Raw genomic sequence first — 26,958 nt, forward strand, 5'->3', positions numbered from 1 at the left:
GTCTATGCCAGTATTTCTTTAATAATTTCTCCCTCTACATCGGTCAATCTAAAGGGTCTGCCTTGAAAATCAAAAGTAAATTCTTCATGGTTAAAACCAAGTAAATGTAGAATGGTGGCATGTACATCGTGCACGGAGACCCGGCCTTCTATTCCAGAAAACCCAATGTCATCCGTAGCACCGTGCGAAGCACCTTTTTTAATGCCTCCGCCGGCCATCCACATGGTAAAAGCATCACCGTGGTGGTCTCTACCTTTGTAGGCCATTTCTTTGTTACCTCTGTTCTCCTGCATTGGCGTACGACCAAATTCGCCTCCCCAAACAATAAGGGTGTCTTCTAAAAGGCCTCGTTGCTTTAAATCCATTATTAAAGCCGTCATAGGGCGGTCAATTTCACGACATTTATTGCGTAATCCCAAATCAATAGAACCTTCACGGACGTTACCGTGGGTATCCCATCCCCAATCGAATAATTGTACAAAGCGTACTCCATCTTCAACCAATTTTCTGGCCAGTAAACAGTTATTAGCAAACGATTCTTTTCCGGGCTCCACGCCGTACATTTGTTTAATTTGCTCGGGTTCATTGTTAATGTTCATGACCTCTGGAACCGCAATCTGCATGCGGTAGGCCATTTCATATTGATTAATACGCGCTAAAATTTCCGGATCAGCGTATTTTGCATATTCCTCTTTATTGATTTTATTAATGGCATCAATAGTGCTTTTCTTTAGGTTTCGGGAAATTCCGTCCGGGTCATCAATATAAAGCACTGGGTCGCCTTTAGAGCGACATTGCACGCCTTGATAAACGGAGGGTAGAAAGCCACTTCCCCAAACACTTTTACCCGCATCCGGGGTGTTTCCACCTGAGGTTAACACCACAAAACCCGGCAGATTTTGATTCTCCGAACCCAAACCGTATGTTGCCCAAGCACCAATGCTAGGCCTGCCCAATCTTGGACTACCCGTATGCATGAACAATTGTGCGGGACCGTGATTGAACTGATCTGTATGCACCGCTTTTAAAAATGCTACTTCATCAACTACCTTTTTAAAATGCGGCAGAAAGTTGGACACCCAATTGCCTGATTCGCCTTCTTGTTTAAATTCGGCTTGAGGCCCCATTAGTTTGGGGGTACCCTTGATAAAAGCGAACTTTTTACCTTCCAGTAAGGATTGCGGACAATCTTGCCCATGGTATTTCTGCAGTTGCGGTTTGTAATCGAACATTTCCAGTTGCGAAGGAGCCCCGGCCATGTGCAAGTAGATTACCGATTTTACTTTAGGTCCGTAATGAGGAGCCAAGGTAGCAAGTGGATTCAAATCCCTTTCTGTGAAACTGTTTTGGGCAATTGCTTTTGGTTTTTGCAGCGGATCACAACCCATAAAAATAGAACTCAAGGCCAAACCACCCATGCCTTGGGCGCAACTTTTGATAAAGTGCCTTCTGGTCTTGGCTTGGGTTTCTCTTTCGAGCTTTTCCCGTAATAATCTGTTTACGATATCGGTATGGTGTTTCACTTTTCTAGTTTTAGGCTTTAATTAAAAATTCATCCAAATTCATTATGGCATTGGCCACAACGGTAAGGGCACTCAGTTCTGGGCTTGGCTTTTCCTCAAAATGTAAAAAGAGTTCGTGCGCGGTAGGGTCTTTTTTAAACTCTGTGAGAGAACTTTCATAAAGCTCCACAAGGGCATTTAGTTTTTGAGCTTCTATTTTGGAAAGGGTAGCTTTTTCGTACGCTGTGCCAATACTTTTTTCAATATCGGCAACATTAAAACTATTTTTTGCTAAATGGTAGGAAGCCTCTAAATACACGGGGTCGTTGAGTGTAACCAGTGCTTGTAAAGGTGTATTGGTTACCGTTCTTCTAATGGTACAAACTTCTCGTGAGCCTGCATCAAAGGTGAGAAAAGAAGGGTAGGGGCTTGTTCGTTTTAAATAGGTGTAAACCCCTCTTCTGTAACGGTCTTCGCCTTTGCTTTCTACCCATTTAGCACCATTGTAAACGGTTTGCCAAACGCCATCAGGTTGTGGGGGCATAACCCCTGGACCGTACATTTTATCACTTAAAATTCCGGCTACGGCCAAAGCCTGGTCTCTAATTTGTTCCGCCCCTAAACGAATTCTAGGTCCACGGGAGTACAATTCGTTTTCCGGGTCTATTTGATACATTTCGGGGCTGCTTTCAGAACTTTGGCGGTACGTTCCGGACATGACGATTTCTTTTATAAGTGCTTTAAGGCTCCAGTTCATTTCGTTCATAAACCGGAGGGAGAGCCAATCTAAAAGTTCCGGATGGGAGGGAGGTTCGGATTGCGAACCAATATCTTCTACCGTAGATACAATTCCCCGGCCATAAATTTGATGCCATACGCGGTTCACCAAAGTACGGGCCGTTAGCGGATTTTTTTTGTCTACCATCCATTTAGAAAGCCCCAGTCGATTGTCGGGCCAGTCATTGTTCCAGGCATTTAAGCTTGCTGGCACACCGGGTTCCACGGTATCGGTCTTGGTGAGCCAACTTCCTCGGTCGAACAACTGCGTAGTTCGCTTCATATACTCCGGGTTTTCGGCCATAATGGGAACGGTGAGCGGGTTTGTGTTCAAGAGTTCTAGGAAGTCTGCATTTATGTTGTTCCAACCAGACTCATTTTTTCCCGGTATATCAGGAATAAAACCCACCCAATAGAGGTTTAGGATATTAACTTCTTTGGCTACCGAATTATTTTGCGTTTCAATGTAGATATTCGTTTTTTCGGATATCGGTTTAATAGGAAATCGGGAAGTGGTGTTGTTTTTAGCTTTGTTGATCGAAAACTGACCCAATATAGGTCCGTTGGCATCTCCTTTTCTAATGGTCATTTTAGTACCATTATAATGAGAGCGATAATTTAGATATACAAAACTAGCTTCTTCCGTATAGGCATTTTCGATAATGGTGCTGCCGTCATCCCAATAAACTACCGAGGCATGGTCATCATATACACTGTTTTTGAACTCCTTGAAGAAATGCGATTTGTAAACGGGTTCTGTAAACTGTAAAAAATCCTTTATTTTTTTGACTCTAGATTTATCGCCATAATTAGCAATCCAGTCAACTACCTTATTTACTTTATCTTGCTGTTCCGGTGTGTACATTTTTAGGACAGGAGATTCAGTAGGAACATCCTCGTCCCTGGTATTATTAAAAAATGCCATAAGGTTGAAATACTCTTTATGCACAAAGGGATCGTAGGGGTGGCTGTGGCACTGAACGCACTCCATGGTGGTGCTCTGCCAAACAGAAAAAGTAGTGTTGATACGGTCCATAACCGCGGCTACCCTAAATTCCTCATCATCCGTACCTCCCTCATCATTATTCATGGTGTTTCTATGAAAAGCTGTAGCAATTAGTTGATCAACAGAGGGGTCTGGTAAGAGGTCTCCCGCAAGTTGCTCAATGGTAAATTGATTATAGGGCATATCTTGATTTAAGGCATCAATGACCCAATCACGATACTTCCATATTTCTCTTCCTCGGTCTTTTTCATACCCCTTGGAGTCGGCATATCTGGCCAAATCTAACCACCAAGTCGCCCATTTTTCCCCGTATGCAGAATCGTTCAATAAAGAATCTATTAAGGTTTCGTATGAAATGTTACCGGCTTCAAAATCTTGTAATTCTTTCTCTGACGGAGGTAGGCCGATAATATCAAGAGCCGCCCTTCTGGCAATAACGTTTTTTGGGGCCGGGCCATTGGGAGAAATATCTTTAGTGTTTAGTTTGGCTAAAATGAAATGGTCGATGTCATTTTTGAGAAAATCGGACGCATCCTCGGGAACAAAACTGGCCTCTGCAGTAATAGCAGGCACCGCTACTTTTTCGGGAAGTGAATATGCCCAATGTTCGCCCCATTCAGCACCTTGGTCTATCCATTTGGTCAGCAATTCGATTTCTTCTTCGGGTAATTTTTTTGCTTCATAGGGCATGCGAAGCTCAGGGTCATCAGAATGCAACCTTTTTATAAATTCACTTGCCGACGCATTGCCTTTAATGATGGCCGGTTTTCCAGATTCTGTAGCTGCAAATGCTTCTTCTTCGAATAAGACACTAAATCCTCCACTTTTTTTGACGCCGCCATGGCACGAGATACATCTTTTATTAAGTATGGGTTTTATTTGGGCATTAAAATCTACTTGCTCTTTTGTTTGACAGGATTGGAGAACTATCAACAAAGCAAAGAAAAGTGGGTACGGACCTATTTTGAGAATATTAATCTTCATTCTTGGTTTTGAACTAATGTCCCTTGGTAGGGACAAACGGTGATGGCTTGAAAAATTGGACCTAAAATTAAATGTAAATTTTACAATTATAATGGATAATACTTTTTCAGGTATGGTTATTTCAATTATGCATGTTTCAATTTACAAAAAATATAAAGGATTTTCAGATTTACTGAGGAAAGGATATATTCCGAAACTTAGATAAAATAAGAGAGCGGATTTAGACATCTTCCCGATACTCACTGGGTGATTGCCCTATTGTTTTCTTAAAGATCCGTGAGAAGTAAAAAGGGTCTTGAAAGCCAAGTTTGAAACTGATTTCTTTAATGCTCAAATCACTGTATTTTAAATATTCACAAGCTTTCTGCATTTTTTTTAAGTTAAAGAACTGTATAAGTGAATATCCTGTGTGCTTTTTAAAGAGGTTGAGTACATACGAAGTAGAGTAGTTGAACTTTTGGGCTATGTCCTCCGTTCTTAAGGTACTATCAAGATTTTGGTCCAGATAGGCGATAATGTTTTCGATGAGGTTACTTTTGGAATGTGTATTTAATCCATCCACGGATAAATAAATAAAGGAAGATAGAAAATGCAGCCCCAGTATATTGGCGAACTCTAATTGCTGGGATGCATATTCGTTAGAAAGCATTTGAAAGATACGGTCAAACATGGCAATACGCTCACTATCAAAAGGTATCTTCTGGGCGTATTCATTTACTTCTAAATGTCTTTCGTATAGGCTTGGGCAAAGATGGCCCTTAAAATGCATCCAATAAATACTCCACGGGTCATTTTTAGTAGCCTCGTATTCGTGCTTCGTCGCAATAGGAATTATACAAAAACTATTGGGCTGAAGATGTAAATCTTGATTTTCAAAGGTAACTCTTCCACTGCCCTCTACACAGTAGATGAAAATGTACTCTTTAGACCCTTGGTTACGATGAATAAAATGACCTTCGGCTCTTGGGTAAAAACCGATATCGGTAATAAAAAAAGGCTTGGTAATGGTATTTTTTGAAAGACTTTGCTGAATGGAACTCGGTAAAATAAGAACCCTTTGCCCTAAAAATCAACGCTTGCCTATTTTCTTTTCCATTTACAATAGAGGTGTGATATGAAAAAGTTAAATTCTATATTTTCTAAAGGATACGATTGTTTGATAAATGCCATAGGCAATGAAAATTTTACCAACCATATAAATTAATAACTGAAACCATTTAGAGAATCCATGCTCGAAAGGTGATTTGTATGAAGGAATTAGGTACTTAAGGTATCCTACTACAAATCTATTGATAGAATTTATAGTAAAATCCAAGTCATATAAATAATGTTCGGAATAGAAGTATATTAGATAAAATAGGAGTGCCACCCCTAAGGTGAAAGCAACACTCTTGGTCCAATCAAGTCCATGATTAGATGAAATAGAATTCAGCCATAGAATAAATTTTTCTTTCCATTGATTTGGTTTTAGTTCCCTTCGGTAAGCGTCTAATTCATATGCCTTAAATCTGTTGTAATCTATTCGATTGTCGGTTTTTTGTAGCTGAGCCTTGATTGCTCGAATTGTTTTTCGGCTACAAAGTTTTATTTGTTTGATTTTAATGTTTTGGAAGAACGCTTGACTCTGAAAGATTACTTGGCTAAAACTAACACTCTCGAATGTTGTGTCTTCAAATGAAGATTTTTGCTTGAAGACAGTGTTTTTAATGGTTAGGTCTTTAAAATTTGATTTGTCAAAATAAACGTCGCTATTGAAAGTTATACTGGAGAAATCCGTTTCTGTTTCCAAATTTCGACAGCCAACAAAAAGAGTGAGACCATTAAATATGCTTCCATTAAAAAAAGCATGCTTTCCAAAGTTAGTATTATTAAAATAGACATTTCCGAAAGTATTATCTTGAAAACTATTTTCTCCTAAATTCCCAGATAATTGCATGTTATCAAAACTAGCTTCAGCACCGAAATTATTCAATGAAAAATCTGCATTGTTAAATCGGCTGTTTTTAAAGGAAACAATGATTCTATGGTTTCCTTTTTTTCGAACATCTGTTTCCATTACATTGTCATGAAACTCGAAATTACCATTGACATGTTTAAGGTTATCGAGGTTCACTTGTTGCTTGAAAGTGTTTAATGTAATGCTGATATCTCCATCCAATGAATCTTCCGTTTTTTTGTTTCGATTTTTAAGGAAGAAGTGGTCTATGGTATTGCAAGTAATTGTTAGTTGATGCTTGCTTATTTTGGTGTCAATAAATTTAAGAGAGGAGAGAATGCAACTATTGAATTCAATCTTACATTCAAACCTACAATCAATAAACCTAATACTTAGCCGTGTATTTTTAATGCTCTCAAAAAACAACTCTGCTCCCCTGAATATGCAATTAAGAAACTCGATTTCAATGACCATGCTACCTATGGATTTTGCATTAAAAGTTTCCCCTAGGAAGGAAAATTCTTGATGGCTATACTTGAATGAGCTTTTTCCTGGATGTTTTAAATTTTTTATAATTTCTGAAAAATCCATGCCAAATAAAATAGTAGAGGGGCCATTTGGCCCCTCTGAAGATATGCATTATTCTTAAATTACGAATTTAAAACAACCGTTTTATCAGCACCTTCTACATTGACCTTCAACAATCCATTTTTTGAAAGGCCTTTCATCGATTTATCCCATTTTTTGCCGCTGAGTCCTGCCTTTGATTTCAACTCGTTCAAATCCATCTCTCCGGCCGGTTTTAGCAAATCCAGAATGATTTTTTCCTCAGGGGTAAGTTCTACTTTGTTTTTCTCCGGTTTCATTTGCGGGAAGAATAATACCTCTTGAATGGAAGAATTATTGGTCATCAACATGACCAAGCGGTCGATGCCGATTCCGATACCAGAAGTTGGGGGCATACCATATTCCAAGGCACGTAAAAAGTCTTGGTCAATGAACATAGCCTCATCATCCCCTTTTTCAGAAAGCTTCAATTGGTCTTCAAAACGCTCGCGTTGATCGATGGGGTCGTTCAGCTCAGAATAGGCATTGGCCAATTCCTTTCCGTTGGCCATTAACTCAAAACGCTCTGTGAGTCCGGGTTTGCTTCGGTGTGCCTTTGTAAGCGGACTCATTTCTTTCGGGTAGTCGGTAATAAAGGTAGGTTGTATGTAGTGGTGCTCACATTTTTCGCCAAAAATCTCATCGATCAACTTACCAACGCCCATGGTATCATCTACTTCAATACCTAATTTTTTGGCGGTTTCCCTAAGCTCGTCTTCCTCCATACCAGAAACATCAACTCCGGTATGAATTTTAATGGCCTCTAAAATAGGCACTCTGGGATACGGAGCCTTAAATTCTATTTCGTTTTTGCCAACGGTTACTTTGGTACTTCCGGTTGCTTCCAAGGCCACTTTTTCTAAAAGCTGCTCTGTGGTTTCCATCATCCAGTTGTAGTCTTTATAGGCTACATAGAGTTCCATTACGGTAAACTCAGGATTATGGGTGCGGTCCATACCCTCGTTCCTAAAATCCTTTGCAAATTCATATACCCCATCAAAACCACCTACGATCAATCTTTTTAGATAAAGCTCGTTGGCGATGCGTAAGTATAACGGAATGTTCAGGGCATTGTGGTGCGTTAAAAAAGGTCTTGCCGCAGCACCCCCGGGTATGGGCTGTAAAATAGGGGTTTCTACTTCCAAATATCCTTTTTCATTGTAAAACTGGCGAATGGTGTTCGTAATTTTGGTACGCTTGATAAAGTTTTCCTTTACTTTAGGATTCACTACCAAATCTACATAGCGCTGACGGTACCGCTGCTCGGGGTCATTGAATTCGTCGAACACATTTCCTTCGGCATCCTTTTTAGGTAAGGGCAATGGGCGAAGCGATTTGCTCAGCAAGCTAAAATTCTTCACCATTACTGTTATTTCCCCTACCTGGGTGGTGAAAAGTTCACCTTCCACACCAATGATGTCCCCAATATCCAACAACTTTTTATAGACGTCGTTATAGAGCGTTTTATCATCGCCAGGACAAATTTCATCGCGGTTAAAGTAAACCTGTATTCTACCTTCGCTATCTTGAAGTTCTGCAAAGGAGGCCTTTCCTTGAATTCTGCGCGACATCAATCTTCCGGAAATAATTACTTTTTTTCCTTCGGAATAATCGGCCTTTATACTTTTTGAAGTGGCATTCACCGGATACAATGCTGCCGGATACGGGTCAATACCCATACTTCTCAATTTGGTCAATTTTTCCCTTCTAATCTGTTCTTGTTCCGAAAGTTGCATGTGCATATGAATTAAGCCCGCAAATATAACTGATATGCGTTAATTTTTCAATGAAGAAGTGATAATTGGCAACATCCTTTCCACAAATAGTTTGTAGGCTTTTTTTGAGGGGTGGAGTCCATCTAAGGCAACCAATTCCATATCATCCAAACCCTTTCTGGTAATATCCGTAACTTCAATGAAGGTAACCCCTTCCTTTTCGGCCGTTTCTTTTGCAAAAGAATTGTAGGCGTCTATTTCTTGGCTGATTTTTTGTTGGTCCCACCCGCTACCATAGGGCGTAAAGCCCCAATCGGGAATTGAAATGACAAAGACCCGCTCTGTTTTTTGATTTGCCAATTCCAGGGCCTGTTGCAAAAGTTGGGTAAACTCTTTTTCGTATTTCTTAAGTGGTTCGCCCTGGTATTGATTATTTACGCCAATTAATAAAGTAACCAGATCATAGTTAGGCTCAAGTTGTTCCGTTTTTAGGGACTCTAAAAGGTTATCGGTCCTCCATCCATTTTTTGCAATAATCTTTAGTGATATGGGGCGTTTTAGTTCACCTTCCAATGCGGCACTTAATTGAGAGGGATAATTGTCTTGGTATGCTACACTCGTGCCAATTGTGTAGCTATCGCCCAAAGCTACATAGGTAAGATTACCAGAGGGTGTTGGATCGGTTTCTTCCAAGGCCTTGTTATCATCAACCGGGTCTGGGGACAAGGTCCGTTTACTGCAAGAAAATAAGCTGCAAATAACCAACAAACTGCCCATATATTTTAAAATGGATGTTTTCATACCCTAATTACGTAAATAAGTTGCCTTGGTTTGGTTTGGTATTTGTAACGAAGTTGATAAAAAAGCGTCTTACCAGTAGTATTAGTCATTCATCAATCATTAAATCAATCATCAAAAATGAGTTTTTTTAGAGTTTTATTGGCCATTATTTTTCCACCCTTGTCGGTCATCGGAAAAGGTTGTGGCTCTTTTTTAATTGTACTACTTTTGACCTTCTGTGGCTGGGTGCCCGGTGTTATAGCCGCCTTGGTCATTTTGAATAATCCCAAATAATTCGCTCGTAATGAAGTTATTGAAAATCTCGGTAGTATTCTTGGTCACCTTTTGTTTTATCGCCTGCAATTTTACGGAGGAAATCCATTTTAATAAAAATGGAAGCGGAAAACTAAGCATAAGTATGGATGGGAGCGAAATGATGCAAATGATGCCGGAGTCCGATTCCATACGTACGGAGGAAAAGGTGGATTCTACCATGGTTTTTAAGGATTTGATTCGGGAAAAGAAAGACAGTATCGCCTTATTGTCACCCGAGGAGCAAGCTGCCATCAAAAGGTTGGAACCATTTAGTCTTCACATGCTGATGGACCCCGAAAAAGGGGAAATGAAGTTTAATATGTTTACCGATTTTAAGGATGTAGCTGAAGTAAACGATGCTTTTTCCGCCTTTCAGGAAGCCAGTTCCATAGGGCCCAATAGTAATACGGGCGGTATGCAGGCAGGGCCAACAGGAGAGGGGACCCAAGTAAATTATTCCTTTAAGCGAAATAAGTTTACCCGTAAAATTGAAATTACCGATCGCGAGGCCTTTCAAAAAAGTTTGGACAGTTTGGCCGGTTCAGAAATGTTTTTAGGAAGCTCAACTTATACCTTTAAATATCACTTTCCCAAACGGGTAAAAGCCACCAATGTGGAAGACGCTACTTTTTCCATGGATGGAAAGACCATGATTTATGAGGTGAACTTCTTGGAAATGTCCAAAGACCCAGAAGCATTTTTGATAGAAGTAGAGCTAGAAAAATAGCCGTTACGATTTCGTATCTTTGTACGATGAACAAAACGGTATTTCTAGAAGACTTAGGGCTAAAGGATTATAAGGAAACTTGGGATTACCAAGAGGCTCTTTTTAAGCAGACCGTAGACTTAAAAATCAACAATCGTAGACAGGGCGAAAATACACCCACCCCCAACCATTTTTTGTTCGTAGAGCACCCACATGTATATACGTTGGGAAAGAGTGGCGACCTATCGAATCTTCTGGTCAATGAAGAAGAGTTGGCCGCCAAGAATGCCCAATTCTATAAAATTAATAGGGGGGGTGATATCACGTATCATGGCCCCGGACAAATAGTAGGCTACCCCATTTTAGATTTGGATAATTTCTTTACCGATATTCATAAATACCTCCGTTTATTGGAAGAAATGGTGATTCTCACCTTGGGGGAGTATCGTTTAAAAGCAGAACGCTCCGAAGGAGAAACCGGAGTTTGGCTGGATGTGGGTACTCCGTTTGCTAGAAAAATCTGTGCCATGGGTGTGCGGGCCAGCCGTTGGGTTACTATGCACGGTTTTGCTTTGAACGTAAATGCAGATTTGGGGTATTTTGATTTAATGATTCCCTGTGGAATCAAGGATAAGGCCGTTACGTCTTTAAATGTAGAGTTAGGACAGCAAGAAGTTAATTTGGATGAGGTTAAGGGAAAATTGCTTCAACATTTTGCGGCGCTTTTTGAGGCTGAAATGATAGAAAAACAAAAAACCTCGGTGTAACCGAAGTTTTTTGTTTGATTAGAAAACACTTTAATATTGCATGCCAAAATACTGTATAACTTCTTCGTAGGTCATGTCATAAAAATTGGGTTTGTTTCCTTTTGAAGAGATAAGTATGTTCGGAGGAATGATAAGATAACGAAATCTGTTGCCCCGATCTGGGCTTATGGCGTATTCGCTTAGGGCGTTGGTACTTGTTGATTTTGCATATATGTTGATATCCTTTGAAACCGCGCCACCGGAGCCGTAACCAAAAGTGAATTGGGCACCTCTAAAATTGAGAACAGGTAGTTGGTAAACATTGCCATCGCCAAAACCGGTGAAGTAAACTAAAACGATATGGGTGTTTTTAATCGAAAAAGCGGATTCCATCTGGGAAGGAAAATCGATTCTCATATACTTACTAGTTTCTGAGTCTCCGGTAAAATTGGCAGGTATCCATTCACTGTAGTACACTTCTGCGTTGCCGTCTTCTCCATCTTTCCCATCCTCTCCGTCAAATCCGTCTTGGCCATCTTCCCCAGCGGGTCCTTGTTCTCCTTGAGGCCCCTGCTCACCTTGAATACCTTGAATACCTTGTTCACCCTGCGGTCCTGCGGGTCCAATTGGTCCTACATCACCATCTTTAGAGCAAGATGTATTGATTAGGATGATGCCTAGAACAAGAAAAAGTGAACTTTTAATTATAGCTTTCATAATAAATTTTTTTAGTTTCCCTTTAATGGTTACAGAAAGTAAAGGTTAACATATGTGCATAAAAAACCTCAGTAGCTACTGAGGTTTGAAAACAGGTCTTCTATGAAGGTAAAAATACCTTTCTAGAGGCTGCTATGGGCTAGAAGTAGATTACCTCTGTGGTATGATTACCAGAGTAAACATTTAAAGAGGCTCCTGTGGCATTGGAACTACCTTCGCTACCTCCAAAATCGGTTAAGTAAAAAGTTATCGGAGAAGATACGGAATCTCCATCGGCTATAAAGGTTCCGTTCAGTAAGGTGCCAGTAAGCGGTGATGACGCATTGCCGGTCCAGTAAAGCATATCGGTAAGGCCACTTAAGCTGGTGCGCGCCCAGTTACCTCCTAGATTGGGGTTCATTTGAATGTAGTCTGGGGCAAAATATACCTCAAATCGTTTGAGTCCGCCACTGTCCCCACCTGAAATAAGAAAGGTATATTCCGTGCCTTCCCGTAGGTTTAATTGAAAGCTGTCAAAATCAGTGTCCTGATCAAAAGTTTCGTCAAAGCCGTCTCCGGTTATTTTTATGGAGAAAGTGGGCGGGTCAACATCGGTTTCCGGTATTTCTGTTTCACAGGCCTGTGTTATCATCAATAACGATACGGCCACAATCATTTGAACTGTTTTCATAAGTACTTCTTTTAATTAAACATTATAAATTAATTATCGTAGTCGCTTTTAAAGCCCTTTTAAAAAGACTTTTCCACTTAAATGGAGAGATCAACTTTTATAAGCTTGCCTTCATTACCTCGTTCGCCATAGACCCAGAAATTAGAACCGTCATAGGCCACACCGTATATTCGAACATCAGGTATGGTGTATGAATTGACCACTTTTAAACCATCGCTAACATCACATTTATATAACATGTAACCGGTGCATATATAGAGATGATTGTCTTGATAATCGAGGCCGTATGGTCTTGTGCCATCTAGTTCAATGGTTTGTTCAATGGTATCGGTATTGTAGTTGTAGAGGTATAGGGCATCTTCGTTACCGCTAGCGGCCCAAATTTTCTGAAAATCCACTGAAGCTAATCCATAAAGCCAAGATCCTAGATTTATGGACTCCTTTTCAAAAGAGTTGTCGGATTCTGAATAGATAAAGAACTTAGAACTACCGTTGTCAGTTTGAAAGATGTATTTTGCTGGGTCGTCATATTTTTCGATTTCTACAGCAAAAGCACTCCTTGTGGTAGTTATTGTGCCATCTAAAGCAAAGGTTTCAGGGTTTACGAGGCCTATGTCCTCAGCTTGATATCCATTGCCTATCAAAATTTGACTACCGTTCCAAGCAATATCAACTCTATCGGTCCACGGAGCATCACCTTCTTCGAGAATGGTAAGCTCCTCTACCCATTGGCTGTCATCAATCGTTTCATTTTTACTTAGTGTTACTGAACCATCTGGAAAACTTAATACCAACTCCTCTTCCGTTAAGGTATAATTGGCCAAGGAAGAGCCATAACCAAAATTGATGGTAATTTGACTGTTTTCTTCGTCATGGGTGTAGTTGGCATTGCTCAGGTCTCTAAAGCCCATTTCATTCTCGTTAAGTATGGTTAAGGTGTTGTCTGGGTTAATGATAAAGTAACTGGTGTTTTTATACCCATAATAGTCACTGGAGCTAACGGCCCAAGTACCATCAATTTTAGGCGGTTCTTCTTCAGGTATCTCTTCTTCGGTTGTTTCTTCCGGAGAGGTATTTTCAATTACGGGTTGTGGTGAATCATCATCCTTTTTACAATTCGTGAACATTACAGAAGTAAGAATGACAAAGGCGATTAAAAAGACTGAATTTTTCATAATCTTATTTTTTAGTTATATCACTTAATGGTAGAAAAACACTTAGGTTAACATGGGGGTAAAATAAACCTCGACTTAGGCCGAGGTTTTATTAATCATTGTTTTTGAAATGTTGGAGGGAATTCGCAGGTGTTTTGTAGGTCTAATTGATTATAGGATGCTATCAGTTTATCCCTTCGCTTTTTTGACCTGCTCGATGAGATAAAGAGCGGAATTGAGGTGCCAATTCAACCGGCACCAACAATTAACATGGGGGCACCTATAATACTGGCGGTAAGAGGAGTTTCCTCTTCACCAGTATCCCGATTGGTGACCTTACTGTTTAATATGGATAAAGAACCTGCAAGGGCTGCTGCGCCCACACCGCCAACAACAAATCCTGCTATTTTCTTTCCTTTAGTCTTTTTGTCATACCTCATAATTTTTTTAAAATCTAGGTAAACCTGATTATCATGCCAAGCCGCTATATCATATTGCAAATCTAAGCTGGAGAGTTTTTTTATTTCGTTAGGTTTTAGTTGCTGGGCGTGTAAATAGAAACAGCATATGAATAAAATTGTACTTAGATAAATGTTAGGTTTCATAATAGTTATTTTTATTGAATGTGAATTTTCTATTTATCTCTATTGAGGTGAAAGATTAACTCTTAAAAGTCTAGACTTTTATTCCCTTATGCGTAAACTGACTATTTCGCCTGTAGGTCCACTGTCACCTATTTTATAACCGCCAAAAACCCAAATAGCGTCATTATAGTTAAGTACCCCAAAATTTGTTAAAATATCAGGGTCGGTGCCTAGGTCGGTATACTCATACCACTCGGTGCCATTGGAGGAATAAAAGTGATCTGAGTAACCACCTGTACCTAATATTTGTGCCCCGCCCATAACCCAAATTTTATTATCATAAACTATGGCTCCATGGTGGTGCCTACCTTCAAATAAATCACCTGTTAATGTTAGTTGTGACCAACTATTCCCATCTTGGCTAGTCCATATATCAGCATAATCAATGCCAGCGGCTGTACCTCCAATAACAAAAAGTTGATTTTGAAAGACCAAGGTTTTATGTCCTTCTCTCTCGGGAAAAGGGTTGGAAACTTCTAATGTCCAAGTCGTGCCATCGGTCGAGGACCATACTTGCATTGGCCAAAGTGATACTGTGGAAGAACGTGCTCTCCCAATAAGAAACAATTTGTTGTTAAAAACCGTCAAAGTTGGGTAAAACATATGCCCAAATGGTGCATGCTCTAATTCCCGAATCCAATTTTCACCATCGGTCGAGGACCACACATCGTCATATTCCACCCATGGGTCAACGTCGGTATTGATGCCACCTATGACCCAAATTTTATCGCCAAAAACGGCGGTAGCATGCGCCCGTCTTGCTCCAAATCCATTGTAGGCCACACTTCCCCAATTAACCCCATCGTCACTATTCCATACCGCATCTGTACAGTTTACTATAACCGTTGTGTCCAGCTATGGCCCATACTTTATCGTTAAATTCTACAATGCCATTATCCCAAAAACTCCCCATTTGATCCTCAAATGTCTCCACCGTAATGTCTAGAACAACCGAATCGCCTTCTGTTGCAGCAGGACCTTTCGGTATGCCTTTGTTTTCAGTCTCCACTATAATTGCCTCTTCCTTTTCCACTTCATCCTTATCACAAGAATAGCAAATGCAAAGGAGTATAATACTAATGGCTATCAATTTTAAAGTTTTCATTGTCCTAAGTTTTAATGGTTGTTAATCATTGCCTTTTGCATCTTTTTATGAAGTGCAAGGGAAAAAGAATCTTTTTGCTTTTGGGTAAGATGCCCAGATTGTAGATAATACATTCTTCTTAAACCCTGTTTTTCTTTTTCGGGCAAATCTGAGTTTTCCAACATTTCTAGATAGCCTAGGCGTTGGCCATCTGGTGTTCCTGAAAGGTCTGAACCGAATAGGTCCGTTAAAAAATTGGCCTGCATATCCATTAGATTTTCAGAGTCGTAGCTTTGTTCTCTTTTATTGGCTTTGGTCTCTTGCCCAAAACTGCACAGGCACCAAAAAATAAGTAGAACTGATAGTGTGGTCTTATATGTTTTCATAGTGAGGTATTTTTTATTTTATGCTTTTTTATGTTCTATTCACCCAAGGGTTAACATTGAGAAGAATGTTTTTTAAATAATTGAGGCGTACTCTAAAGTAAGATTTTATGATACAAGGCGAGAACTGCCACTAGGGCAATAATGAGCAGCCACTTAATAATTTCCAATCGTTCATACGTTTCCATCATTTTCAATTTTTAGGGTTCAATCTTTTATGTAGAATGAAGTAGAAGGTTAACATTGGAAGAAAAAACCAGAAAATTTTAGTGTAGTAGGTTTACTACAAAGCCTTATGCAGAGGGCTATTCGGACCAATCGACAGCATGATGGTGCCAAAAAAATATTATTTTAGCTAAATACCCTGTTAACCTTCTCATTAGATATACATTAAATGAAAAACGAACTGGTAGACATTTCTTTAGATCAATTGCGAAAAGGTGCAGATAAAGACCTTAAGAAAATCTACGAAGACAACAGAGCCAAGTTTTTAAACTTTGCGCGACGCTATCAATTGCCTAATGACGATGTCATAGATATTTATCAAGATGCCTATATCATTTTTTACAACAATATAATGTCGGGCAAGCTAGAGAGTTTAAATAGTAGTATTTCTACCTATTTGATCTCTATTGGAAAACATTTAATCTTTGATCGAATGAGAAAGAACAAAAAATCGGTTTCAGGTACGTACGACCTAAGTAGGGTGGGTGATGCCGACGAACAGGTAAATTCCTTTGAATTGAATGCGCCCGTACTTAGCCATGAACAGCGACTTTTACAGCAACACTTTAAAAGTTTGGGAGAAAAATGCCAGCAGTTGCTTACCCTATTCTATTACCGGGGTTTTACGATCCAAGAAATAATGGATTCTGAAAACTACAACAGCGAAAATGTGGTGAAAGCCGCTAAATCGCGATGTATGAAAACGTTGAAGGACAAAATCAAATCTAATACCTACTAGCCATGGATAAAGAAACATTACTTTATCAATATTTCTCAAATCAATTGACACCTAAAGAACAGGAAGCCTTTGATGCGCTCTTGGAAACCGATTCTGAATTTAAAGAGCAGTTCGATTTTGAGCGGAGTGTGCAAGAAGTAATTCGAGACCAAAAATCATCTGATTTAAAAAAGAAGTTAAAAGGTTTTGAAAGTGAAATCAATACAGATGAGAAAGTGGTTACTTTAAAGCCAGAGGGTAGCTTCAATAGTTATAAAAAATGGATGATTGCCGCCTCAATTGCCCTTTTAATGGGATTGGGTTATCTGGGATTCGATAATTTATCCGGACCAAACTATAATCGACTTTACGAGGAGAATTTTCAGAATTACCCGAATACCGCATATGCCATCACCAGAGGTGAAACTGATGAAGATACATTGAAACGGGAAGCCTTTGTGGCCTATGAAACCGATAATATCAATGAAGCTATTTCACTTTTTACAAGGCTTCAACAAAAAGAGGACTCTGAAACGGTCAACTTTTACTTAGCACAATCATATTTGCAAGCAAACCAAAGCCAAGAAGCCATTACCTTGTTAGACAAGGTTATTCAAGTAAATGGGGAATTCAAGCCACAGGCACTGTGGTATAAATCACTGGCTTATTTAAAATTGAAGAAGAAAGATAAGGCACTTGTAAGCTTGAATGCCCTTGTTGAAGATGGTAGGTACAAAAAAACGGAAGCTACCGGTCTTGTAAATGAGCTGGATTGATTAATGTTTTCTTTGCTTGCGTACTACAATAAATCCCGCAAGTGTAATGGAAAGGGCAAAGAGCAAGCCCCCATATAACCACCATTTATTTGTGCTTTGTACCAATGGGGCATTGTCGCCGATTACAATCAAGGCAGCCCAGTAGCCCGGTCCGAAATTGGCGTCTTTGTTCGCGTGTAAATAGTCAAGTTTTGCCTCCCGTAAAGCTTTCGACTGGCTAAATCCCTGATCAAGATTTTCATAGAATCGGGCCATGATTTCCTTACTACTTTTGTCGTTGGTCGACCAGAGCGATGAAATAACACTTTTGGCTCCTGCATGAAAAAAGCCCCTCGCTAAACTCATGGCCCCTTCGCCCTTTCTTAACTCTCCTATAGAAGTATTACAGGCGCTCAAAACGACCATTTGGGCCTCTGTTGTGGTTGCGTATAACTCATTTAAATAAACCTTTTTGTCACTAAAGGCAATCCAAGGGTTTCCGTCATTTCCGACATCTGCATGGGTAGATAAGTGAATTACTTTGTAGTCTGGTAAGTTCTCCAAAAAGATATTTTTAGTTGCGGAATCGTTTAAGTAGGTGTCGCCTTTAAAATGTGCGTGGGCGGCATCGATTTCCAAGGGACTAAAATGTAATTTTTGAAGACCAAGATTTTTAAATTCAACAGGAGCCAAACCTAAAAAATCATGGGTGGGTTTATTTTCTACCTGCTGCTTGGCATCCAAATAGGAGATGGAGTAGGCATACGAAATTTCACTGTCTTCAATTAAATAGCGAGAAGTGTCTATGTCAGAAACAAAGGCCTCAAAAGGAATTTGTTGTAAGAGGTAATCGGTTACTATGATTACTTTTTTATCAACCAGCTCTTCAAAAACAGAGGGAGGTATCAATTTGGTGAATAGTTTATGGGAGCTGTTTTTATACCGCTCCATTTTGGGTCGGGATACTTCAAGGTCTGTCATCTGACCGTAGAGGTCGATTAATTCTTTTTCGAGTTGTTGCGGATTTTCAATTTTAAAGAATGCCGTCGATTCGTGGCTGTTCAATAGCCCATAGCCCTGATTTTTGTTCAGTATATATTGAAGTACGGTCTGGTTTTCTTTTACATACTTCGATTTGAAGCTTTCAAAAGGTAAGATTTGAATTTGTCTCTTTAAATTTTCATATTCAGGATAAGCCTTTTTTAAAGAATCGGCAAAAAGGTGATACCCCTGCTTTACGTCATAAACTATTTTTTTTAGGGAGTCTTTTAAAGCCGCATCTGTTTCGTTCTGAAGCTGATTTTCAAACAGGAAAATATCCTTTTTAAGAAGAAATTCGCGTTGTGAAAGCTCTTGAGGTATTTGAGCAAGTTCCTTTGCCTGTTCTTCGCTGATATCTTCTAAGAGCAGTAAGGCTTTATTACGCTCCATAAAATAATAGGCTTCTTCGGTCAGGTTCAGCATGTAACAGACTTCCACAGCTTTTGAATAAAGAGATGCTCCCTTTTCTCTCCAGAAATATTTAGAACGGTTTTCCGAACTCTCGTTTCTAATCAAGTCGATCAATTGATCGGACAGCCGTACCGTTTCTAAGGCATATTGCAAAAAGTCTTCATTGGACTCTTCTTCGTAGTAACTTAACCATCCATTGGTCTTGGTAATCAAATGGTTCAACAGGTAAATCTTATCGGGTACTACTTCAATATCCTTAATCAAAGGTAAAATGGTAATATCAATCGGTGGTGATTTGTCAATGAGCCAGAAAATGGCTTTTTGGTAATTGTTCATTGCCCTTTTAAAATCCTTTTTCGCTAAATATAGGTCGCCTAAGTTTTCATAAGGGAGGGAATAATTAGGGTCATAGCTAGTTGATTTGTTTAGGTAGATTTCCCCAATATCATAATGGTTGAGCTTCACTTCCGAAAAACCGAGACTGTTGTATACTCTGGCCAATTCATTAGGGTAGAGGGCCAATGAATCTGACAAAACTTTTTTATGGTATTCTAAGGCCTTTTCGTACTTGCCAAGCTCAATTAACCGATTACCTTCAGTTTGGTAAATTCTATTATAATAATAGCTATCTTCTATTCCTGAACTGCTTAATAAAGAATCTGCCGTGTTAAGATTGGCGCTAATTTGATTTGAAAATTGGGCAATACCCATTATCGAAAAAATCTCGGCTTTTATGATGTGGGCATCGATAAGGTTTTCTGAAATTTCTTTTTCGGAATTTGAGATGATAATTTGGTCAAATTGCTCTAGGGCTTTGTAAAAGTCCCCTGTTTCAAGATATATTGTGCCAAGTTCTACCTTTGCATTTTCTATTTTAGAAACATCCTGTCCGTTATTTACAAGATAGAGAAAGGCTTCTTCGGCCTTAAAAACTTCCCCTTTTATGTGGTAAAAAGCACCAAGGTTATAGGCCGTTTTTTCAAGTGACCCAATTGGTAATTCATCGATTTGTTTTTTTAATGTTAGTGCTTTCTCTGTAAATGTAATGGCTTTATCAAGGTCTGTATCATTGCCATCGTTCCACCAATTTTCGTAGTACCATTTGCTTGCCACGTCATGATAACAATCTGCTAGATCATTATTGTTAAGCCTTGATTTGTATTTATTGAAAAAGAGGGTAAGATGGGCTTCAATGGAATCTTGGGGTTGTTGACTATTGATGATTTTCAACAATTCATCTTGTTGCGATATCGCTACTATTGGATAAAAAAATAGTTGAAGTGTGATGCTCCAAAAGACGAGAAACAAATACGGAGGGCCTTGCTTAAACATTTATAACATAATGTAGCCTACAAAATACAATAATTGCAAGGAAATAAGTTAATTTGAGCAGGCAAAAAGAGCATAAGGCATTTCCATATTGTATATAAAAAGTCCCCTGGTTATATACCAAGGGACTCCAATTAATTATAAGCTAAGATTATTATTCGCGAACAATAACGCGACTTTCTTCTATTTTTCCATCTAGCTCAGAGGAGTTGGTCACTATGGGCAAATCTAAAATTTGAGATTTCAAACTTTCTGATACCAGACCGGTTTCACGATGCGTAATGGCCGCAAGAGCGGTCATGGCAGCAGCAGAATATGATGTACCATCCAATAATATGGTTTGACTCGAACCACTAGCGTCTCCTAGTGAAATTTCATACCCATTAAAGGCCATAGCGACCTGAACGCTTTCAATACCAAAATTTGATTTTTCATGCAGCTTGGGTTCAGAAGTATCATCGTCAACATCATTGTAACCGGCTACAGATAACATATTTTGACTTCTGTAAGATGAAAGAAAGTGACCTTCAGTACCACTATCGTTATCAGTACCCTCATTGCCTGCCGAAGTTACCACAAGAACTCCGAGGTCATTCAACTCACCTAACAAGTGGGCGTAAATATTATTGCCAGAGCTGAAATATTCACGATCGACCGCGCCGCCGAAACTGGCATTTACAATGTCAATATTACCCCCATTCTCGTTGATAGATTTTACGTATGCCAAAGCACATAATATATTCCAGTAAGAACCATTTCCACTAGCATCAAAAACTTTTAGAGGTAGTATTTGATAATTCACAGGGTCATCTTCAGCATCGAGAATGTCAGTAATAATTTTAGTTACGTAGGTGCCATGGCCGTTTTCATCTAAAATATCTTGATTGCCTTCGATGAAATTCCACCCAGATTGGGTGCTTATACAATCACTATAGGTGCTGCTGGGGTAAAGAACGTTTCTTGAAGAAGAGACAATTTCGGGTCGAAAATAATCAACACCAGTATCAAGAATAGCGATGTTGACTGAGTTCTCGTCAATCGGGGCAATTAAATCAGGTTCTCCACCACTTTGTCCTTGTGCCGCATATGAAGGCATCACGGGTAAAGAGACTATAAACGATTGCTGACCTTCTATCCTATTTCTAGGGCTTCTTCTTGGTAACCGGTCGACTACTCCCTCAATTATGACCTCCACATCTGGTGTAGCGGGGTCAAATTGCCACATTTCAATATCGTCACTGCCACAAGCACATTTCAAAATTTCTAAGCCAGGGTATTCGGTGGATACACTATCCCTAATTTCCGTTTTTCTTTGTTCACTCACTCCGTCATATGATATTATTACTTCGTTGGGTGAAAGGGTAATTTTATCCATTTCACTACTAGCGCCCTCATCTACAATAATTGCATCGGGGTCAACATCATTATCAATAGGGTCTTCGCCACCATCGTTTCCGTAGTGCCATTTATCACAGGAAGATAAGCCGATAACTAAGGCCGTTAAGAAAATTAACTTGGTTTTCATCAGTGTTGATATTTTAAGGTTTGTTATTTAGTAAATTTCGTAAGCTCTGTACTGCTCATCAAGTTACCATTGCTTTTATAGGTTTCTTGTTTGATCATGCCAATACCTTCGGCAAGCCACAATTTAGATTTTGTTTCAATGGTAGCGCCCATGGTTTTTGCGGTGCTGTTTTCCGTTAGAAGATAACACTCGAAAGAACCTGCAGGAGTGGTGATGGTTTCCTTTTTCTCAACCTTTCTATCAGTTTGGTCAACGCTTACGTTCATTTTAATACCAGACATGTTCATGGCCATGCTTACGTTGGCATCTGACAGTTCTTGACCTACTTCCAAATCATTGGGCAATTCAATATCGGTGCCTGAAATATCCATTTCAAGACCCATTTCAGAATATTGCTGCATCATCTGCGAGGGAAATAACGATTCATAATCAATTTTCACCAGTCCGTTTTCACAGGTAAACGAATAATCGGTAGCGAATACTTCTTTACCTTTCTTGTCCGTATATTTCATATCAAAAGTGGCCGCCGTTGCAGCGCCTTCCGAGCGCACTTCACTAATCGTATAATTAATGACACCGTCTTCCTTTCCTTTTTTATTATAGCTGGTATATTCAAAAGAACTGCCTTCTGTAAGCGGATAAAACTTACTACAGCTATCTTGAGCTATAATTTGTCCGGTAGTAATGATAAGTGCTATAAATCCTAAAATTGTCTTTTTCATTTTAATAATGTATTTCAATAATTATATTTTGATGAATTCTACTCTTCTGTTTTGCGCTTTCCCTTCAAAAGAACCGTTATCACCTATCGGTTGGGTTTCACCCTTACCTTCGGTAGTTAGCCTATCACTTGATATATTATAAATGGAGACCAGGGCGTTCTTTACGGATGCTGCCCTCTTTTGGGAAAGTTGCATGTTTTTCTGGTCATCGCCGTCACTATCCGTATGGCCTACAATTCTTAGTTTTAATGACTTATCTTGTTGAAGCACTTGATAGATTTGACGTATAACGCCCATTGACATGGGTTGAATATTGGCCGAGCCACTTTCGAATAAAATACCGTTGGTGGATATTTTTCCATCTGCCAATAGCTTTCTTCTTAGGTCAACGCCACCTTTGGCAATTTTGAAATTACTCAGGTAAATTCCTTCTTTATTGGTGTCAATTCCCCTAAGGGAAAATTTGATTCCCTGTATTTGTACCCCTTCCGGAAGCAATCTCGGTACGTCTACATATTTGTTTTCATTGATCCAAAACCGGAATCTTTGTCCGTTTACGGCCACCGAAATATGATGTTTATCCAAAACGGTAGGTCTTAAATCTGCTGCGATGGTGTTTCTTATAACACGGGCCCCGTTAATGTGGTTTTCTACCACAATGCCAACATCGATAAATTGACAAAAGGAATACGAAACCGAGCCCCAATTAGCACCCTCATCAAAACTGTTGGTGTCACTGACCATTACTTCCAAAAAAGATTGGGATGAGGTTTTTTTGTCGAGCCCTTGGGCAATCACATCAAATTCCAAGGTGAAATCATCGGGTAATTCGGTTACATCAGGTATATAGGCCGTTTTAAAGCCCGGTAGAATTTTCAACCATTTTTCATCATGCCCATCAATCGTTACCAGATCACCACTGCTGTTGGTGTTCCATTTACTGGGGAAGTCGCCCACAAAATCATTTTCAAAGGCGTCTAAAAACAGGGTTTCATCACCGGGAACGAAATCAAATTTGCTATAGATTTTTATTGATTGTGGGTCCGTGGAAGTTAGGACTGCAGAAGGGTCGTTTTCAACTTCCCTGATGTCTACGGATTCTGTATCTGAATTCGTACTCGGAGCCTTATGTTTTGGAGGCTTGGTTTTTTTAGAACTTCCGGGCTCTAAAATACTGTCAAGAACTTGGTCTGTCTTTTCAGTCGTTTCTTTTTCTACCCTACGTTCAACAGTCCTTTCCGCAGCTCTTTCCGCTGCCTTCCCCAGCCTTTTAAGAATTTGCCCATTGGCTTGAGGCATCATACATCCAAAAAGAGATAAGGTGAGGGTACATTTGATAATTTGTTGCAAGCGTTTCATTGTTACATAATTTTAGTGTTGTGAAATTTTCGTGGAGGAATCGAAGGGGGAAAATCCCAATCAGCTCTCACTAGTTAATGAACAATCAACCTCATAGGTTAACACCAAAACTAAGTTTTATGCTAGGCGTCGAAAGGAATCTTGTGCAATCGGCTCCTAATAATTGTATAATTGGCCTATTTTTTTGTGTGAATGGTTGTGAATTAGACTTTTGCCTTTGTAGGAAAACTTTAAAGCTCAAGACTTAATTGCTCAGGAAGTAGTCTAAAACTTTTTCGGTGATAGGGTGAGATTCCATATTTTATGATGGCCTCACGATGTTCTTTAGTAGGGTAACCCTTATTCTTTTTCCAATTGTACATGGGAAATTCTTCATGAATTTTTTCCATATAGGCATCTCGATGTGTTTTGGCCAATACCGAGGCTGCTGCAATGCTCATATATTTTCCATCTCCTTTGATAATGCATTCATGAGGTATATTTGAAAAAGGTTTAAACTTATGGCCATCCACTATTATAAACTGCGGAGATACAATTAGTTTTTTTAGCGCCCGGTGCATGGCCAAAATGGATGCATTTAAAATATTGATTTGATCTATTTCTTCTGGATATACATGTACAACACCATAACAGAGTGCTTCGGATTCAATTAAAGGTCTTAAGATTTCTCTTTTGGTGTGTGAAAGTTGCTTGGAGTCGTTTAGTAAAGCATTTTTAAAGGTGTCCGGTAGTATAAGAGCGGCTGCGGTGACCGGTCCCGCAAGGCAGCCACGCCCGGCCTCATCGGTTCCAGCCTCTAAATTCTTCAGGTGATGATAAGGTAACAACATAGGATGTGGTTGAAAATAAATGCAAGCAACTTACCATTATTATGGAACTAAAAAAAACGTTAATCCCGTAGTTTAAACTTTCACATTTAATTACGAACTAAAAAAATTAACTTTACGGCCGTAATCTTCATAAATGAGTCGATTTCTAAGTATAATTTTGTTTTGCCTTCTAGGCTCCTATGCATTTTCCCAAAGAAGGAATGGTCCTCCACCAAGTTCTAATGACTCTATAAAAGTCGATAGTTCTAAACGAAATTTTGACCGCATGCCTGTTGGGGCAGATTCAACACAGAAGGAAATTACAATTAAGAATTATAAGATTATCTCCTATGAAAGGGATACTACCTATCTGGATACCACCCTTACCATTCAGAAAGAATATAAGTATAACTATTTACGAAAAGATGATTTTGAGCTTATGCCCTTTGCCAATGTTGGCCAGCCTTATAACAAATTGGGTGTAGATTTGAAGAGGAAGACCTTTTATCCTTCTTTGGGGGCATCTGCGCTGCACTATAATTATATGGAAGTGGCAGATATTGATTATTATAATGTAGCTACCCCCATGTCCGATCTATTGTTCAAAACCACTTTTGACCAAGGGCAATTATTGGATGCTAACCTGGCCTTCAATACCTCTCGCCGACTCAATTTTTCCATCGCTTACAAAGGATTTCGCTCTCTTGGTAAGTATGCCTATAACCAGGCGGAGTCCGGTAATTTTAGAACCACCACCAATTATGTGACCCAAAATGGACGTTACAGTCTACGGGCGCATGTGGCTGCACAGAATATAGACCTTCAAGCAAACGGTGGCTTATCCAATGCAGAAACTCAGTTTGAAAGTAAAGATCCTGATTTCTCCACTAGAAATAACATAGACGTACGTTTTAGGGATGCCCTAAACAGAATTTTGGGTAAAAGGTATTACTTGGACCATTTATATAAATTGGTAAAGAAGAATAATGACTCCAGCAGGGTTGAGAAAACCTCTTTGGGTATTGGTCACGAATTTACCTACCAGACCAAATATCATAGTTTTAATAAGACGGCTGCTTCTTCCTATTTGGGTGATGAACTGGTAACACCAATATCGGATAGGGCCAATTTAAAAACAATGTATAATCAAGTTAATGCACAATTTTACAATAAGACTTTAGGTAGGTTAGAAGGGAATATTTCTCTTTATAATTACAATTATTTCTTCAATAGCCTTTTGATTACGGAAGACGGAAGTTTAATTCCCAATCGTTTAAAAGGGGAGGAGGTAGCTGTAGGGGCTGAATATGAAAAAAGGATAAAGGGTTTTGATTTTAGGGCCTCCGGACAATATAATATTTCAGGGTACCTGGGCGGGAATCTACTACGAGCTTCCACAAGCTATAATTTAAATGATAAGTTAGAATTGAATGCAGGGGCGCAAGTGTCGTCTCAAATGCCCAATTTCAATTTTCTATTGAATCAAAGTGATTTTTCCAATTACAACTGGTACAATCTTGAAGAGTTTGAAAAGGAACAGATTTATTCGGTCAACATTGGGGTCAAATCCAGAAAGTGGGGTCAGCTTACCTTGGATTATACCACGGTGGATAACTACACCTATTTTGGCGAGGAGCCAGATTTGACAGCCGCCACAACCAATGAAACCTCCATCGTAAAACCGTTTCAGGAATCAAATGTGCTCAATCACACTAAAATTAAGTATCTAAAGGAGTTTAAGTTGGGTAAATGGGCCCTGAACAATACGGTCATGTACCAAAACGTCTCACAAGCCAATCAGGTATTGAACATTCCACAGCTCGTAACTAGAAATACACTTTATTTTTCTTCAGATGTATTTAAAAAAGCTATGTACTTGCAAACAGGTGTGACCTTAAAGTATTTTTCATCCTATCATATGGATGCATACAATCCGCTTTTGGGTGAATTTTATATTCAGAATATCGAAAAACTTGGGGCTTATCCTATGCTTGACTTCTTTATCAATGCCCGCGTGCAGCAAACACGGATCTATTTAAAGGCAGAACATTTTAATTCTTCTATGGGAGAAACCAATGATTTTTACTCCGCCCCAAATTATCCTTATCGCGATTTTGTAATCCGATTTGGTTTGGTTTGGAACTTCTTTTCATAATAGTAGAAAGTTTTTTTCTGATTAACGTGTTGCTTTTCAGTTAGTTTGAATTTAACCTAAAAAAAACCTTGAAAAAATAGTTGCGGGGATGGGAAATGGTGTTACATTTGCAGCCCGAAAAACAACGAAGGTTGTTGTTTTGGACGCTCATTGAAAGTTGTTTTTTTTCGTTTTTTTCCTTCGG

At 39.3% G+C, this 26,958-nt stretch carries 24 protein-coding genes; 6 read left to right on the forward strand and 18 right to left on the reverse strand.

Annotation, left to right across the window (positions count from 1 at the left end; all coding sequences use genetic code 11):
- Positions 1-2: 2 nt before the first annotated feature.
- The 6 genes from IL355_RS16555 to IL355_RS16580 form a co-directional block, all read right to left on the reverse strand.
- The gene (locus IL355_RS16555; protein WP_317175508.1) at positions 3-1,523 is read right to left on the reverse strand and encodes a DUF1501 domain-containing protein; all 1,521 of its coding nucleotides are present in this window, start codon (positions 1,521-1,523) and stop codon (positions 3-5) included.
- A 10-nt stretch (positions 1,524-1,533) separates the two neighbouring features.
- A complete protein-coding gene (locus tag IL355_RS16560; protein ID WP_192463224.1) occupies positions 1,534-4,269 on the reverse strand; it encodes a PSD1 and planctomycete cytochrome C domain-containing protein in 2,736 nt (911 codons plus the stop codon).
- Between the two features lie 220 nt (positions 4,270-4,489).
- Positions 4,490-5,317 (reverse strand): helix-turn-helix domain-containing protein, encoded by an 828-nt coding sequence (locus tag IL355_RS19395; RefSeq protein ID WP_317175509.1) that lies wholly within the window; start codon positions 5,315-5,317, stop codon positions 4,490-4,492.
- A gap of 75 nt (positions 5,318-5,392) precedes the next feature.
- On the reverse strand, positions 5,393-6,796 hold the full coding sequence (locus IL355_RS16570) for a hypothetical protein (RefSeq protein ID WP_192463226.1): 1,404 nt from the start codon (positions 6,794-6,796) through the stop codon (positions 5,393-5,395).
- 59 nt (positions 6,797-6,855) lie between these two features.
- Positions 6,856-8,547: a lysine--tRNA ligase gene (gene lysS / locus IL355_RS16575; RefSeq protein WP_192463227.1), complete on the reverse strand. Its 1,692-nt coding sequence runs from the start codon at positions 8,545-8,547 to the stop codon at positions 6,856-6,858.
- Positions 8,548-8,586: 39 nt separating this feature from the next.
- Entirely contained in the window at positions 8,587-9,327 is a 741-nt protein-coding gene (locus IL355_RS16580; RefSeq protein ID WP_192463228.1) for an SGNH/GDSL hydrolase family protein, read from the reverse strand.
- Between the two features lie 117 nt (positions 9,328-9,444).
- On the opposite strand from IL355_RS16580, the gene IL355_RS16585 reads away from it, so the two are divergent.
- Genes IL355_RS16585 through lipB form a run of 3 tightly spaced genes read left to right on the forward strand, consistent with a single transcriptional unit; the run spans position 9,445 to position 11,094 of the window.
- Positions 9,445-9,600 carry a YqaE/Pmp3 family membrane protein gene (locus IL355_RS16585; protein ID WP_192463229.1) on the forward strand — a complete coding sequence of 52 codons (156 nt, stop codon included), beginning with the start codon at positions 9,445-9,447 and terminating at the stop codon, positions 9,598-9,600.
- Between the two features lie 10 nt (positions 9,601-9,610).
- Positions 9,611-10,348 (forward strand): hypothetical protein, encoded by a 738-nt coding sequence (locus IL355_RS16590; protein WP_192463230.1) that lies wholly within the window; start codon positions 9,611-9,613, stop codon positions 10,346-10,348.
- A gap of 26 nt (positions 10,349-10,374) precedes the next feature.
- Positions 10,375-11,094, forward strand: coding sequence for a lipoyl(octanoyl) transferase LipB (gene lipB, locus IL355_RS16595; protein ID WP_192463231.1), 720 nt, complete (start codon positions 10,375-10,377; stop codon positions 11,092-11,094).
- Positions 11,095-11,124: 30 nt separating this feature from the next.
- Here lipB and IL355_RS16600 read toward each other — a convergent pair whose 3' ends face one another.
- The 7 genes from IL355_RS16600 to IL355_RS16630 form a co-directional block, all read right to left on the reverse strand.
- Positions 11,125-11,790 (reverse strand): collagen-like protein, encoded by a 666-nt coding sequence (locus IL355_RS16600; RefSeq protein WP_192463232.1) that lies wholly within the window; start codon positions 11,788-11,790, stop codon positions 11,125-11,127.
- 139 nt (positions 11,791-11,929) lie between these two features.
- Positions 11,930-12,460: a hypothetical protein gene (locus IL355_RS16605; protein ID WP_192463233.1), complete on the reverse strand. Its 531-nt coding sequence runs from the start codon at positions 12,458-12,460 to the stop codon at positions 11,930-11,932.
- A gap of 77 nt (positions 12,461-12,537) precedes the next feature.
- On the reverse strand, positions 12,538-13,635 hold the full coding sequence (locus tag IL355_RS16610) for a YncE family protein (protein WP_192463234.1): 1,098 nt from the start codon (positions 13,633-13,635) through the stop codon (positions 12,538-12,540).
- Positions 13,636-13,862: 227 nt separating this feature from the next.
- The gene (locus IL355_RS16615; RefSeq protein WP_192463235.1) at positions 13,863-14,219 is read right to left on the reverse strand and encodes a hypothetical protein; all 357 of its coding nucleotides are present in this window, start codon (positions 14,217-14,219) and stop codon (positions 13,863-13,865) included.
- A gap of 78 nt (positions 14,220-14,297) precedes the next feature.
- Positions 14,298-15,041 carry a Kelch repeat-containing protein gene (locus IL355_RS16620; RefSeq protein ID WP_192463236.1) on the reverse strand — a complete coding sequence of 248 codons (744 nt, stop codon included), beginning with the start codon at positions 15,039-15,041 and terminating at the stop codon, positions 14,298-14,300.
- A 25-nt stretch (positions 15,042-15,066) separates the two neighbouring features.
- On the reverse strand, positions 15,067-15,363 hold the full coding sequence (locus IL355_RS16625) for a hypothetical protein (protein ID WP_192463237.1): 297 nt from the start codon (positions 15,361-15,363) through the stop codon (positions 15,067-15,069).
- 11 nt (positions 15,364-15,374) lie between these two features.
- A complete protein-coding gene (locus IL355_RS16630) occupies positions 15,375-15,728 on the reverse strand; it encodes a hypothetical protein (RefSeq protein ID WP_192463238.1) in 354 nt (117 codons plus the stop codon).
- Positions 15,729-16,119: 391 nt separating this feature from the next.
- Here IL355_RS16630 and IL355_RS16635 point away from each other — a divergent pair, with 391 nt between their 5' ends.
- Entirely contained in the window at positions 16,120-16,689 is a 570-nt protein-coding gene (locus IL355_RS16635; RefSeq protein ID WP_192463239.1) for an RNA polymerase sigma factor, read from the forward strand.
- A gap of 2 nt (positions 16,690-16,691) precedes the next feature.
- Positions 16,692-17,444 carry a CDC27 family protein gene (locus tag IL355_RS16640; RefSeq protein ID WP_192463240.1) on the forward strand — a complete coding sequence of 251 codons (753 nt, stop codon included), beginning with the start codon at positions 16,692-16,694 and terminating at the stop codon, positions 17,442-17,444.
- Here the strand turns inward: IL355_RS16640 and IL355_RS16645 are convergent, their stop codons facing one another.
- The 5 genes from IL355_RS16645 to IL355_RS16665 form a co-directional block, all read right to left on the reverse strand.
- On the reverse strand, positions 17,445-20,183 hold the full coding sequence (locus IL355_RS16645; RefSeq protein WP_192463241.1) for a CHAT domain-containing protein: 2,739 nt from the start codon (positions 20,181-20,183) through the stop codon (positions 17,445-17,447).
- 175 nt (positions 20,184-20,358) lie between these two features.
- Complete coding sequence (locus IL355_RS16650) at positions 20,359-21,729, reverse strand: S8 family serine peptidase (RefSeq protein WP_192463242.1); 1,371 nt, start codon at positions 21,727-21,729, stop codon at positions 20,359-20,361.
- Between the two features lie 23 nt (positions 21,730-21,752).
- Positions 21,753-22,451, reverse strand: coding sequence for a TapB family protein (locus tag IL355_RS16655; protein WP_192463243.1), 699 nt, complete (start codon positions 22,449-22,451; stop codon positions 21,753-21,755).
- Positions 22,452-22,472: 21 nt separating this feature from the next.
- Positions 22,473-23,810, reverse strand: coding sequence for an OmpA family protein (locus tag IL355_RS16660; protein WP_192463244.1), 1,338 nt, complete (start codon positions 23,808-23,810; stop codon positions 22,473-22,475).
- A gap of 230 nt (positions 23,811-24,040) precedes the next feature.
- Entirely contained in the window at positions 24,041-24,640 is a 600-nt protein-coding gene (locus IL355_RS16665; RefSeq protein WP_192463245.1) for a ribonuclease HII, read from the reverse strand.
- Positions 24,641-24,773: 133 nt separating this feature from the next.
- On the opposite strand from IL355_RS16665, the gene IL355_RS16670 reads away from it, so the two are divergent.
- A complete protein-coding gene (locus tag IL355_RS16670; protein WP_192463246.1) occupies positions 24,774-26,774 on the forward strand; it encodes a putative porin in 2,001 nt (666 codons plus the stop codon).
- Positions 26,775-26,958 lie beyond the last annotated feature (184 nt).

The organism is Euzebyella saccharophila (genome assembly GCF_014855495.1).
GTDB classification, from domain to species: Bacteria; Bacteroidota; Bacteroidia; order Flavobacteriales; family Flavobacteriaceae; genus Euzebyella; species Euzebyella saccharophila.

Coding starts and splice junctions, on each gene's coding strand:
- IL355_RS16560 (WP_192463224.1), bottom strand. CDS start 4,269: ATGAAGATTAATATTCTCAAAATAGGTCCGTACCCACTTTTCTTTGCT.
- IL355_RS16570 (WP_192463226.1), bottom strand. CDS start 6,796: ATGGATTTTTCAGAAATTATAAAAAATTTAAAACATCCAGGAAAAAGC.
- lysS (WP_192463227.1), bottom strand. CDS start 8,547: ATGCAACTTTCGGAACAAGAACAGATTAGAAGGGAAAAATTGACCAAA.
- IL355_RS16580 (WP_192463228.1), bottom strand. CDS start 9,327: ATGAAAACATCCATTTTAAAATATATGGGCAGTTTGTTGGTTATTTGC.
- IL355_RS16585 (WP_192463229.1), top strand. CDS start 9,445: ATGAGTTTTTTTAGAGTTTTATTGGCCATTATTTTTCCACCCTTGTCG.
- IL355_RS16590 (WP_192463230.1), top strand. CDS start 9,611: ATGAAGTTATTGAAAATCTCGGTAGTATTCTTGGTCACCTTTTGTTTT.
- lipB (WP_192463231.1), top strand. CDS start 10,375: ATGAACAAAACGGTATTTCTAGAAGACTTAGGGCTAAAGGATTATAAG.
- IL355_RS16600 (WP_192463232.1), bottom strand. CDS start 11,790: ATGAAAGCTATAATTAAAAGTTCACTTTTTCTTGTTCTAGGCATCATC.
- IL355_RS16605 (WP_192463233.1), bottom strand. CDS start 12,460: ATGAAAACAGTTCAAATGATTGTGGCCGTATCGTTATTGATGATAACA.
- IL355_RS16610 (WP_192463234.1), bottom strand. CDS start 13,635: ATGAAAAATTCAGTCTTTTTAATCGCCTTTGTCATTCTTACTTCTGTA.
- IL355_RS16615 (WP_192463235.1), bottom strand. CDS start 14,219: ATGAAACCTAACATTTATCTAAGTACAATTTTATTCATATGCTGTTTC.
- IL355_RS16625 (WP_192463237.1), bottom strand. CDS start 15,363: ATGAAAACTTTAAAATTGATAGCCATTAGTATTATACTCCTTTGCATT.
- IL355_RS16630 (WP_192463238.1), bottom strand. CDS start 15,728: ATGAAAACATATAAGACCACACTATCAGTTCTACTTATTTTTTGGTGC.
- IL355_RS16635 (WP_192463239.1), top strand. CDS start 16,120: ATGAAAAACGAACTGGTAGACATTTCTTTAGATCAATTGCGAAAAGGT.
- IL355_RS16640 (WP_192463240.1), top strand. CDS start 16,692: ATGGATAAAGAAACATTACTTTATCAATATTTCTCAAATCAATTGACA.
- IL355_RS16650 (WP_192463242.1), bottom strand. CDS start 21,729: ATGAAAACCAAGTTAATTTTCTTAACGGCCTTAGTTATCGGCTTATCT.
- IL355_RS16655 (WP_192463243.1), bottom strand. CDS start 22,451: ATGAAAAAGACAATTTTAGGATTTATAGCACTTATCATTACTACCGGA.
- IL355_RS16660 (WP_192463244.1), bottom strand. CDS start 23,810: ATGAAACGCTTGCAACAAATTATCAAATGTACCCTCACCTTATCTCTT.
- IL355_RS16665 (WP_192463245.1), bottom strand. CDS start 24,640: ATGTTGTTACCTTATCATCACCTGAAGAATTTAGAGGCTGGAACCGAT.
- IL355_RS16670 (WP_192463246.1), top strand. CDS start 24,774: ATGAGTCGATTTCTAAGTATAATTTTGTTTTGCCTTCTAGGCTCCTAT.